This window comes from Cytobacillus sp. FSL R7-0680, from assembly GCF_038009245.1.
GTDB lineage: Bacteria > Bacillota > Bacilli > Bacillales > Cytobacillaceae > Cytobacillus > Cytobacillus kochii.
Genome location: NZ_JBBPAO010000001.1, coordinates 1,038,741 through 1,050,479, shown reverse-complemented (window position 1 = coordinate 1,050,479; position 11,739 = coordinate 1,038,741). Strand labels below are relative to the sequence as shown.

Here is an 11,739-nt window from a genome sequence, read left to right as displayed (position 1 = left end):
AAAAATAATCATAAGCAAAAACAACAAAGTTTACGAAAACAGCCTTTTTATATCAACTTTTTTAAGTGTTTCCTCAATTTTTTACGATAAATGGCTTCGAGTTTACGTATTTCCAGTTTCATTGCCGGCTGATTTTTAGCTGATGTTGAATTACTATGAGAACGATATTTTGTTAGACTTTCATTAATAAATGCTATTGAAGTTTTGGCAAGGACCACTCTTAACCACATATCATAGTCTTGGGTATATTTATATTGAGGATTAAAATAGCCCACTTCATTAAATACATCTTTCTTTATCATAACTGTGCACCCGTTAACAGGATTGTAGTATAAAAATGTTTCATAAATATGACCGGTAGATAGAAAATTAATCGTTAAGTTTTTCATCAAAACTTCATTATTTTCATTGATGATATCATAGTTTGTAAAACTCATATCCACTAGACGATCTTCCATAAAATCTACTTGTTTTTCAATCTTTTCATGTTCAAATAAATCATCGGCACTTAACCAGGCAATATATTTACCTTTAGCAGCTTTTATTCCCGTATTTAATGCAGCTGCTGTCCCTTTATTTCTTTGATAAAGATAGGTTAGTTTATCTTTATACGCTTGCACTAAATGTACGTATTCAGTTGAACCATCATCGACAACAATTAATTCAATATTTTGATACGTTTGTTGTAATACACTTTCAATTGCTTGATCGACATATTGGCAATTATAAAAAGGAATAACGACCGAAACTAGTGGCTCCATATTTACACATCCTTCTTTATCTTATTCCTAAAGTGAGTTAACACATCATTTAAAGATTCTTTTAACGTGTAGTCTCTCACCCAACCTAATTCTCTTAATCTTTGTGCACTCATTGATGCGACATAAGATGGTCGTAACTCTTCCACTTCTTCAAAATGAATATTTTCATTTGTAAGAGATTTGTAAATAGCCATCACTTCAAGAAGTGTGTAAGATGTTTCAGAACAAATCTCGTACACTTCACCAACTTTTCCTTTTCTTAACAACAATTCGTAAGCCTTTATAGCATCTCTTACATCGAGAAAATCTCTTGTAGCATTGACAGCAATCTCAATAGCTTCTTCCTTATCATGAGAATGCATTGCTTCTATTTCTGCGATTCGTTGACCTAAAATGGCACAAATCCCCGTCGAATTTCCTGGCCCAATTAAATTCGTAGGTTTGGCTAAGATGACTTGGCTTTCAAAGAGCTGAATCCAGGACTTTGCCAGTATGACTTGTATTGTTTTACTAAGACTATAAGGGTTTTTCAGCGTCTCTATTTGATTGGGTTCAAACTCTAAGGCAGAACCCGGTATAAGAATGCGACAGTGTTTCACATGCTTTCTAGCTTCATCTATTAATTTGGCTGTTGCCATCGTATTAACACTTAATACATCTACTGGATGTTCCCATGAATCAGTAACACTACATCTCCCAGCTAAATGTAAAATATAATCAGGCTTACTGACATTTACTGCTTCTTCAATTTGTTCAAGCGATAATAAATCGCAAATAATTACATTATATGGTAATGATAATATTGGTTGATTCCTCATTAATGCATATACTTGATAACCTTGTTTATGAAAGAAATCACATGCATGCCGACCCGTAAACCCACCAGCACCAGTAATAAGGATTGTTTTCCCTTTACCCATATTGCCCCTCTCACTCTCCAATTCGAACAACTTACTAAATAGCATATGAAGAGTTTGTCTATTTGTTTCGGGCTCAATTCGTTAAAAAAATGGTGAAACTTGTCCAAGCACCTTACACTTCATTCACATAATGTATTACTAACTGACAAGCAAAGGAGGTGAACATTATGGGAACATTTTTAGATTCACAAAGTTCACAAAACTCAACAGCTAATGGTCAGATTAGTATACCTGTAACAGCTACACCAGCATTATTCGGTACATTAGGCTTGAATTTAGCAGGTGCTGGTGCTAATCCACGTGTAACATTTTCTATCAGTGCCGCCTTCACTTCATTAGCTACAGTGTTAACACCGATTGTCGTCAACGTATATCGTGTGGTGAACGGTACCCCAAGCCTCATTTATTCAGCCACACAATCATTAGCAGTTGCAGGTCTCGGAGTAGCTTCAACTACTGTATTATCTTTCAATGGTGCTGATTACAACCCAATTGATTCAACGACTTTTCCAATTTATCGTGCAACAATCAATGTAGGAGGCGGGGTAGTGTTATTTCCAACACGAACAGGACCAGAAACATTTTATGCAGCTGCCTATTCTGATTAATTCTTGAATGACGCAAAACACGGACAATATATGTTTTTAACATGTTTTGTCCGCGTTTTAATTTGAACAGAGCTATTCTATTTATGATATTTAGCAGGTATACCCGTCTATAACCGATTATAGCGCACTGCATATACATAGTATGTGGACAATCAAAAAGGAGAGGAACATATGAGGATTTTATTTGCAACCTTTTGGCAAATTCCGCATGTTGGTGGCGTATGGAAATATATGAACCAACTAAAGAATAGATATGAACTACTTGGTCATACAGTAGATATCATTGGCTTTACTCAAGGTCATAAAGCACTTGCGGTCATTAATCGTAATATTTTTATCCCTACACCCGCTGGACAACCACCTATGGCTGAGAGTAATGATCCAATTATTGGCTCTTATTCTTCCTTATTAGACATATATATAAATTGTTTCAAACAAATTGACCTTAGCGAATATAATGTCATACATGCCCAAGATATTTTCTCTTCTATCGCAGTCAATCGATTAAAACACCCTCACACTGCATCAGTTACTACAATGCATGGATGTGTAGCTCAAGAAATTATTGATGCCCATTATCATGGGCAAATAGAAAATCGCTCCATCGAAGGTGTTCAATATTTCTGTCAACTTGAAAAACAAGGAGCCGAAGCAAGCGATTGTACGATTGTGGCAAACCAATGGATGTATGAAAAGTTGATCTCCCAATTCGGTGTATCGAGTCAGCAATTAAGCATTTTACACTATGGCTATGATATTGAAGCTTTTACTGCTAGCGCTAAGGAAACAACCAATATAAAAAAACCACGGAATAAAAAAGTGATTATTTTCACAGGGAGGTTCACACCATTCAAGGGAGTGAGGTTTCTTATTGAAGCACTTTCAATGCTTAAGAAAAAAAGACGTGATTGGGTATGTTGGCTGGTAGGGAACGGTCCTGAAGAGAACGAATTGAAAAAACTTGTTAAAGAAGCACGATTAGAGAAAGATATTGTCTTTCTAGGGCAACGAGACGATGTCCCTGCCTTACTGCAACAGTCAGATATGCTTATTTTACCAACGTTAATTGAGAACCAGCCTTTATCAGTTATTGAAGCACAAATTTCTGGGAAAGCCATTATCGCTAGTCAAGTCGGTGGTGTCCCCGAGATGATTCAACATGGAATGACAGGCATGCTAGTACCTCCAAAAAACGCCTACCCCCTTTATGAAACGATTGCTTATCTCTTACAAGAGCCAGCATTCTTGAATAATCTCGGTATGCGTGCCAAACATTTCGCACATGATTACTGGCGTTTAGCCCCAGCCATTGATTGTGTTATTGCCGTTTACGAAAAAGCCTTGAAGACAAAGCAAACATAGGGAGGAAGAAGCATGAATATTGTTATTAGTGGAGGAGCAGGATTTATTGGTTCACATTTAGTGGACTATTTTGTAAAAGAAGGAGCTAAAGTATATGTGATTGATAACTTCTCATCTAGCACAAATAAAAATATCCACCCTGAGTCAATCGTTCTTGATTGTGATATAAGAAGTGACAAAATAAAGCAACATTTTTCTAACATAAAACCTGATCTTGTTTTCCATCTTGCTGCTCAAGCAGATGTAACAAAATCTATCAAATATCCAACTGCAGATGCAGATATTAATATCGTTGGTACAATCAATCTACTAGAAGCTAGTGTACAAGCAAAAGTAAAACAATTTATATTCTCCTCTACCTCAGCTGTTTACGGAGAATCATCAGAGGATATTATTCACGAAACAGATTCCACTCAACCAATCTCCTACTACGGTATGTCAAAATATGCAGCAGAAAATTATATCCGCCTCTACCACCATTTATATCAATTACCCTATACGATATTACGCTATGGCAATGTGTATGGTCCTAGACAAACACCAAAAGGAGAAGGTGGTGTTATTGCTGTTTTCCTTCAAAAGATTTTATCCGGAGAATCACTTAATATCCATGGTAATGGTGAACAAACGCGAGATTTTATATTTGTTGACGATATCGTTCTGGCAAATGTGTCTGCTAGTAAACAAGTCTCAAATGATACCTTTCATGTGAGCACAGGTTTAAAGACTTCAATTAATCAAATCATTGAAAAACTCTCGCATATTCATTCCAAGCCGATAAAGAAACAATATGTTACAAGTCGCCAAGGAGATATAAAAGATAGCTGCCTTTCCCGAGAAAAAATCAAACAGAAACTCAATTGGATACCAAACCATTCTATCGACGAGGGCTTACTACAAACCTATCAATTTATGAACAACAAAAGCTAACTTAATGTAAAGGAGCTTTTTTATGAAGATTCTATTAGCTACGTATTGGGCGATTCCTCACTTAGGGGGAGTGTGGAATTATATGATTCAGTTAAGAAAAGGGCTTGAGGCACAAGGTCATGAGGTAGATCTAATGGGGTTTAATACACAAAACCGTCATGTCATTATTATTAATAAAGATATTAGTATTCCGATTACAACGTTTCCTCATACAGAACTTCCGCCTGATGAATTAATTGTTAAATATACCGCTTATCAAAGCAAGGAATATGAGAAGGCAGCTGCTCAAATGGATTTGGAAGCATATCATATCATACATGCACAAGACGTTATTGCAGCCCGGGCAATTGATCACTTAAAACTCAAACACCCTGCTCTCATTACAACTATACATGGATCCCTGACAAAAGAAATAAAAGAACAGTTTTTCCAAGACCCTTCATCAAAACTGGAGAATTTATCGTATTTTAAGAATTTAGAATACATCGGTGGAATGGCAGGTTATACCACTATTGTAGCTAATGAATGGATGAAAAATATTTTATGTAATGATATTCACATCGAGAGTCATCAACTAACTGTCCTTCACTATGGGTTTGATATTGATGATTTCTTATTACGAGCTGCAAAACCTGCAAACCATATTAGAAAAAGAAAAAAAAGACAGAAACTATTCATATATACAGGTAGACTCATTAAAGCAAAAGGTGTACAGTATTTGATCACCGCGTTGTCATATTTGAAAGAACAAAATAATGACTGGGTTTGTTGGATCATTGGTGATGGCGAAGAAAAACAGCATCTACAAAAACTAACGAATGATTATCATTTAAGAAATCAAATTCTCTTTTTAGGAGAAAGAAATGATGTCCCCTCTCTATTACAACAAGCTGATCTATTCATTTTACCAACACTCTCAGAAAACCAGCCTTTATCAATTATCGAAGCACAACTATCAGGATTAGCTATTATCGCTAGTGATGTAGGAGGCATACCTGAAATGATTGAAGATGGCGTAACAGGATTTCTTACACCGATAGGAGACTCAAAGAAACTAGCCGAAAAAATGGCTTTCTTACTACATGAGGATATGGTCAGAAGAAGTATAGGTACGAAAGCATTTGAGTTTGCTACTAGTCACTGGTCGTTAGCTAACGCCATTAAACTAGTACTCCCCCTCTATCATCAGGCGATACAGAAAAAACAGATGAATAATTGAATTAAAAAAACGATCAATCCGGTTTGATTCGCTAAAAATCTAAATGCGAATAATTTAAGAAAGAACTGCACCTCCAATTGTTAGGTCATGCGTCTAACCATCAGAGGTGCAGTTTTTCCTTATAGTTGATGACAATTATTCTCTTTCCTTCATTCTTTCCATCTCTGCTTTAAGCTCAATAAGCATTTCTTTATATGTTGGGAATAGATAGGAAAAATCTTTCCTTACCGTTTGCACTGTACGATCTAACTTTTCTACATCATCAGAGATAATCGATATATCATCTTTGTGAAATACTTCTTTTATTAAAGATAAGAGCTCATATTTTGAAACAGCTTGAGGCATACCTAAATGATACAGTCCTTGTATATCCTCCTGGATCATTTGATGAATCGCTTTCGCTAATTCTAAAGTTGTTACGCCATTCCAATACACATTACTGAAACCTTTTATGGTACCTGTTTGTTCCATAAACCATAAGAATAGGCCAATACCATCCTGCTTTAACTCCGGACCTATAATTGATGTTCTTACAGTTAAATGGGGAGGTGAAGATACTTCACCTAATTGTTTCGATTGCGCATAAATAGATGTACCATCTGTTATGTCTTCTTCAGTATATCCACCCTTATCGCCTAAAAACACACAGTCAGTACTAATATGGATGAGACGACCGCCCCTTTTTTCCATAATACCTGCCAACGCTTGTGGCAGCAGACTATTCACTTGAAAGGCAAGCTTTGTATTAGCGCTCGCATGCTCGTTTAAGATACCAACACAATTTATAACGATATCTGGTTGTACTTTATCTATAACCGCTTCGACATCTGTTGTACGGGTCACATCTAAATATAGTTGATGATCACTTTCTGAATGTCCTCTTGAAGTTGTGTAGACGTCAAAGGTTGAATACGCATGAAAATAGGAGGCAAGCATGTGACCTGCCATGCCCTTCCCTCCCAAAATTAATAATTTCATTTTAAATAAACCCGCCCTTCTTCAACATCTTCCTCAGCTCCTCTTTATCCATTAACGATTGACCAGAATTATATTCTTCTAGATTAATCGGTTGATAATCTTTATAATAAGCCTTCAAACCATCGATATGAATAGAGGGTAGGATAACATAGTATTCATCATCATAAGTGACGGTCATTGTACTTTCATAATCTGATAGTAAAAGTTCATGGATTTTTTCTCCTGGTCTTACTCCAAGAATTTCTGTTCCAATATTCGGTTTTCCTGATGCCTCAATTAATAAGTCAGCGAGATCAGTAATTTTGCATGCAGGCATTTTCATTACAAATGTTTCACCACCGATACTTTCAAAAGTTGCTTTAAATACCAATTTAATTGCTTCCTCTACTGTTAAGAAAAATCTTGTCATTCTTGGATCGGTGATACCTACCTTTCCCTTTTCTTGTATTTGTCTCTTAAACACATGAATGACACTTCCATTTGTACCAAGTACGTTTCCGCCTCTTATACAAACAAACTTTGTAGCCGAGTTTAATGTATTGGCATGGATAATCAATTTCTCCCCCATCGCTTTAGATAAACCGTAGAAGTTCGACGGGTTAGAAGCTTTATCTGTGGATATATATACAACTCTTTCTACTTTATTAATAATCGCTGCATCTATGACATTTTGTGTTCCAATTACATTGGATTTTAATGCCTCAATCGGTTGGTCTTCACATACAGGAACATGCTTAAGTGCCGCAAGATGGAAAACATAATGTACTCCTTGTGTTGCTTCAATCATTGCATCTTTTTCTTTTATATCTCCAATTAAAAAATGTAATGAAGGATGATGATCAAATGCTTCTTTCATTGAAAATTGATTAGACTCATTTCTAGATAGTATTCTTATCTCTTTCGGTTGTAAGAAAAGTAATTGCTCGACGAGTTCGTAGCCCCATGACCCTGTTCCGCCGGTTACTAAGATGATTTTATCTTTAAACAACTGTCAGTCCCCCTAATAGTAGTTTGATTACTTTATCTGAAACATCCTCTGCTTCGTAGCCTTCAGGCAATTTCCAACTTGTCGGCTGACTCGTCATTATTTTTGCACAGGAAAGTATTCTTTCTGCATCAATACCAGAAATCATATTACTTCCACAGGCTAATGTTTCAGGTCTTTCTGTTGTATGGCGGATCGTTACAGTTGGAATATAGAATAAACAGCACTCCTCTTGGACTGTTCCACTATCCGTTAATACACAGAAAGCATTTTTCTCAAGCTGTACAAAATCAAAAAAACCAAATGGCTGATGGAATTCGACTAATGGATGTAAAACGAAGTCGGTAAGGTGATCGATTTTGGATTTTGTGCGGGGATGAATACTGCAAATGACACGTTTATTAAAATGGTCAGCTACTTGATTAACGCCATTTAATATCTCAAGCAGCCTTTCTTGATGGTCGACATTTTCAGCTCTATGTGCAGTAAGTAACAAATAATTTCCTTTTTGTAGTGATAATGAGGTTAAGATATTACTTTGATTAATTTGGACCGAATAGTGTTGGATGACTTCATTAATCGGATTGCCTGAAGTATAAATTCTTTGTGGGGCAATCCCTTCTCTTAATAGGTTTTCTTTACTTCCTGGTGTATAAGGAAGGTTAACTGTTGAAATCGCATCAATTACACGGCGGTTTTTCTCTTCAGGCACTTCTAAATCATAACAACGATTCCCTGCCTCCATATGGTATACTGGAATTCCCATGCGCTCAGCTAAAATAGCACTGAGTCCACTATTGGTGTCTCCTAATACGAGAATTTTATCTGGTGCCTCATCTTGTAATATACCTTCTAGCTCGCTATACATTTTGGCTAATTGTTTCCCTAGTGATTGCTGTTTTGATGCTAATATATAATCAGGTTGTCTTAAGCCTAGTTCTTTAAAAAAGATATCGCTTAATTCGTTTGTAAAATTCTGACCAGTGTGTACAATAAGATGTTCATCAATTAATTGATCGAGTTTTTTTATGATTAAACTTAAGCGAATAATTTCTGGCCTTGTCCCCAAAATTGTCATGATCTTCATCCCTTCACTCCCTTTCCTTTCCATTACTAGACCATAGCACTTTTTTTATCTAATATTAATTTATGCTTGTATCTCGACTTTGCTATAGGCAAGTCTTTGAAAGATAAAATTGAAACATATACCTAAAAGGGGCGAAGGCAGTGGAGTATATATAATGAAAAAAAGCTATGATGCAATGGTATTTACCATATCATCATAGCAAGCAAAATTTTAGTTCTTCATTAGTTCACTACATTACATCATCATCCTTAATGAATCGGATAAAAAAAGGCATGACAAGACAAATAAGGATAAATATGAAGCCACTGAATAGATATACAATGGTTTGCCAAGGGTTAAAAAGATAAATAAAAGCGATCATAAATGAGGAAACGAGCGGTAAAAAGAAAGTAACTTTTCTTGACCTTACACTTTGATATTGATTTTCACCGCAATACATACACTTTATTGCCCTTCTAATAGTAAATAGCCTTTTAAATGTTTGCATCCAACTCCACTTGTGATGGCAATGTTGACAAATAGGCATGACAAACCTCCATAATTCCATTATCGTTTATAACCAAATTCACCCAAATAGTGGGCGTATGTATGAAAATCTGATCCGCCTGTTTGCAGAATCTCATATTTTTTTGCCATTCTTTTGTATTTTTTCACATCTTTACTCGTATGCCTGCGATGCCAAACTTCAATACCATCGAGACCTAAATGCAGTAATTCTAACACTAATTGGTCATCTTTTATGAGCCGGGGATGAGCTAGCACAGCATGTCCACCAGCCTCATGAATAGTGGCAATCGCCTCTTCCGCAGACATCGTATCGAGTGGAACATGTGTTGGGCTATCATCACTGATGTATCGCCGAAAAGCATCAATCTTACACGATGCATAGCCCTTTTCAACTATAGCCATGGCAATATGGGGACGACAAATAAGCTCTCCTACCATCTGTTTTCTAATATCTCTCATATTAATATGCACGCCATAAGAGTTTAACAGTTTTAACATCTTGTTGGCACGATCTAACCGATTTTCAAAAATTAATTCAAGCTTTTTTTTAAGATGATTAGTTGGGTGAATACCGTAACCTAATATATCAATTCTTCTGTCTTTATATGATGATGATAGCTCAATCCCTCTAATAAGTTGAATAGGGAGATTGTGGGAGATGCTATATGCCTCTTCCACACCATTAATCGTATCGTGATCTGTAATACTGATAGTCTTTAATCTTTTTTCAACAGCATATTGCATTAACTCAAGAGGTGTTAGTTCACCATCTGAGGCAGTCGTATGCAAATGCAGATCAAAACCTTCCTCTTTAGTTACAGCAGCAATATCCAACACACTCAATCCCTCCCTTAACGATAATTATTCTTCTTCTGGTGGTCTTTTCCCCTTTTGTAATTCATTAATCGATAAACCAAAGTCATATTGCAGATGCGGGTAATCTTTAAAATGCTGCCAATCCCCACCCCATTCAAATCCTAACTTTTTCGCTTCTGCAACTACTTCATCCCAGTCAGCTTGGCCATTTCCATTCCCATCATATGTCATATCCCATACAACCTCTCCACCTTTTGTGACTAGTGCAAAATCAACAGCTAACCCATAATTATGATAAGATTCTCCACCTTTGGCATGTGTGACAATCTGTCCTTCTTCAGTTCGCCCTTTTGCATACAGCTCATCTTGTTCATGTAAACTGCGATAATCATCTGTAATCAATATAGTGATTCCTTTGTCTTCTAATGATGTGATTAGCTGTTCTGTCTTAGCTCTTACTTCGGGATGAACCTCAACTGGTAAAGGTACATCTTTATACTTAAATAATGAACCAAATAAATATTGGATAAATAATAATAGAATAATAATTAATATGAGCACAAACACAAACGCCCTAAAAACTTTCACCATCTTCACCTTTTCTTTTCCCCCACACAAAGTTGTCTCTTTTCAATAGTTTATCAGTTTCATAAACGAATAATCGAAGAAAAAGGTTTCAGTTTTTTGATAAAGGGAATTAATGTAACAAACTTCAAAAGGAGTGGTACAAATGAATAAAGAGCAAATGGATGGTCTTAAAGATAAAGTAAAAGGAAAAATGAAAGAAGAATATGGTGATAGTACAAATAATACATCAAAAAAATCTGAAGGTAAGATGGATCAAGTGAAAGGAACAGTTAAAGAAAAGTTCGGCGATGTGAAGGAAGCTTTTAACAAACAAAAGTAAGAAAAAAGGTGATGATTCCTTTCATCACCTTTTTTCTTCTTTACATGCTGCTATTATCGAAAAAATAGCTCATTAAGATGAGATCATCATACTCATTAAAACGATTTTTCACTGCCTGCCTTTTAACACCTTCAACTGCAAAACCAGCACTCTCATACAAGTGGATAGCAGCTTTATTTTCAGCCAACACTTCTAACTCTATTTTTTCTACTTTTGGGTGTTGTCTACCCCATAAAAGTAAACTTGAAAGTAACGCTTTTCCTACCCCTTTTCCACGAAAAGATTGACTCACACTCATCCCGAAAGTTCCTGTATGCGCAATTTTCTTGCGACTGGCTACACTAAAATCTAACCTGCCAATAATCTCCTCTCCAAAAACAGCAATTAACAATAACTTACTTGGATCTTCAAGTACTTGCTGAACCTTTTGCTGTTGCTGTTTGAAGGAAACTTGATATTCATTGGGCTCAATCAATAAATAGGGAGATTGCTCTATGACATCCTTAGTAAACAGTAGCAACTCATTGGCATCCGAGCTTTCAGCATGTCGTATATAAAATTTCTTCCCATCTAGCATCCGAAATCCTTTTATTAACATCTCTCCCATTTAAGGCACTCCTTAGCAACCTATCATTTAATCATGCTAATATAATTCTACT

The 11,739-nt window shown here is 36.0% G+C and carries 14 protein-coding genes; 5 read left to right on the top strand and 9 right to left on the bottom strand.

Annotation, left to right across the window (positions count from 1 at the left end; genetic code table 11):
- Nucleotides 1–47: 47 nt before the first annotated feature.
- Both MKY26_RS05390 and MKY26_RS05385 read right to left on the bottom strand, forming a co-directional pair.
- Nucleotides 48–761 (bottom strand): glycosyltransferase, encoded by a 714-nt coding sequence (locus tag MKY26_RS05390; RefSeq protein ID WP_095373393.1) that lies wholly within the window; start codon nt 759–761, stop codon nt 48–50.
- Between the two features lie 2 nt (nt 762–763).
- Complete coding sequence (locus tag MKY26_RS05385; RefSeq protein WP_307314159.1) at nt 764–1,681, bottom strand: NAD-dependent epimerase/dehydratase family protein; 918 nt, start codon at nt 1,679–1,681, stop codon at nt 764–766.
- Nucleotides 1,682–1,848: 167 nt separating this feature from the next.
- Here MKY26_RS05385 and MKY26_RS05380 point away from each other — a divergent pair, with 167 nt between their 5' ends.
- The 4 genes from MKY26_RS05380 to MKY26_RS05365 all read left to right on the top strand — a co-directional run bounded on the left by MKY26_RS05380 (nt 1,849) and on the right by MKY26_RS05365 (nt 5,800).
- Nucleotides 1,849–2,289: a hypothetical protein gene (locus MKY26_RS05380; RefSeq protein ID WP_095373395.1), complete on the top strand. Its 441-nt coding sequence runs from the start codon at nt 1,849–1,851 to the stop codon at nt 2,287–2,289.
- A gap of 171 nt (nt 2,290–2,460) precedes the next feature.
- Entirely contained in the window at nt 2,461–3,651 is a 1,191-nt protein-coding gene (locus MKY26_RS05375; RefSeq protein WP_341092536.1) for a glycosyltransferase family 4 protein, read from the top strand.
- A 12-nt stretch (nt 3,652–3,663) separates the two neighbouring features.
- Entirely contained in the window at nt 3,664–4,581 is a 918-nt protein-coding gene (locus MKY26_RS05370) for an NAD-dependent epimerase/dehydratase family protein (RefSeq protein ID WP_341092531.1), read from the top strand.
- A 22-nt stretch (nt 4,582–4,603) separates the two neighbouring features.
- Complete coding sequence (locus MKY26_RS05365) at nt 4,604–5,800, top strand: glycosyltransferase family 4 protein (RefSeq protein ID WP_322909284.1); 1,197 nt, start codon at nt 4,604–4,606, stop codon at nt 5,798–5,800.
- A gap of 135 nt (nt 5,801–5,935) precedes the next feature.
- Here the strand turns inward: MKY26_RS05365 and MKY26_RS05360 are convergent, their stop codons facing one another.
- From MKY26_RS05360 to MKY26_RS05340, 6 genes are all read right to left on the bottom strand, one after another.
- Complete coding sequence (locus MKY26_RS05360) at nt 5,936–6,778, bottom strand: dTDP-4-dehydrorhamnose reductase family protein (protein WP_095373399.1); 843 nt, start codon at nt 6,776–6,778, stop codon at nt 5,936–5,938.
- 1 nt (nt 6,779) lies between these two features.
- The gene (locus MKY26_RS05355) at nt 6,780–7,766 is read right to left on the bottom strand and encodes a polysaccharide biosynthesis protein (RefSeq protein WP_095373400.1); all 987 of its coding nucleotides are present in this window, start codon (nt 7,764–7,766) and stop codon (nt 6,780–6,782) included.
- Nucleotides 7,759–8,850 carry a non-hydrolyzing UDP-N-acetylglucosamine 2-epimerase gene (gene wecB / locus MKY26_RS05350; protein ID WP_307314169.1) on the bottom strand — a complete coding sequence of 364 codons (1,092 nt, stop codon included), beginning with the start codon at nt 8,848–8,850 and terminating at the stop codon, nt 7,759–7,761. Before wecB ends, MKY26_RS05355 begins: the two co-directional genes overlap by 8 nt.
- Nucleotides 8,851–9,079: 229 nt before the next feature.
- Entirely contained in the window at nt 9,080–9,376 is a 297-nt protein-coding gene (locus tag MKY26_RS23375; RefSeq protein WP_445293123.1) for a TIGR04104 family putative zinc finger protein, read from the bottom strand.
- A 20-nt stretch (nt 9,377–9,396) separates the two neighbouring features.
- A complete protein-coding gene (locus tag MKY26_RS05345; RefSeq protein ID WP_341092516.1) occupies nt 9,397–10,194 on the bottom strand; it encodes a PHP domain-containing protein in 798 nt (265 codons plus the stop codon).
- 24 nt (nt 10,195–10,218) lie between these two features.
- On the bottom strand, nt 10,219–10,764 hold the full coding sequence (locus tag MKY26_RS05340; protein ID WP_341098664.1) for a M15 family metallopeptidase: 546 nt from the start codon (nt 10,762–10,764) through the stop codon (nt 10,219–10,221).
- A 139-nt stretch (nt 10,765–10,903) separates the two neighbouring features.
- Between MKY26_RS05340 and MKY26_RS05335 the strand changes: the two genes are divergently transcribed.
- Nucleotides 10,904–11,080 (top strand): CsbD family protein, encoded by a 177-nt coding sequence (locus MKY26_RS05335; protein ID WP_224936334.1) that lies wholly within the window; start codon nt 10,904–10,906, stop codon nt 11,078–11,080.
- A 40-nt stretch (nt 11,081–11,120) separates the two neighbouring features.
- On the opposite strand, the gene MKY26_RS05330 is transcribed toward MKY26_RS05335, so the two are convergent.
- Nucleotides 11,121–11,687 (bottom strand): GNAT family N-acetyltransferase, encoded by a 567-nt coding sequence (locus MKY26_RS05330; RefSeq protein ID WP_341092509.1) that lies wholly within the window; start codon nt 11,685–11,687, stop codon nt 11,121–11,123.
- Nucleotides 11,688–11,739 lie beyond the last annotated feature (52 nt).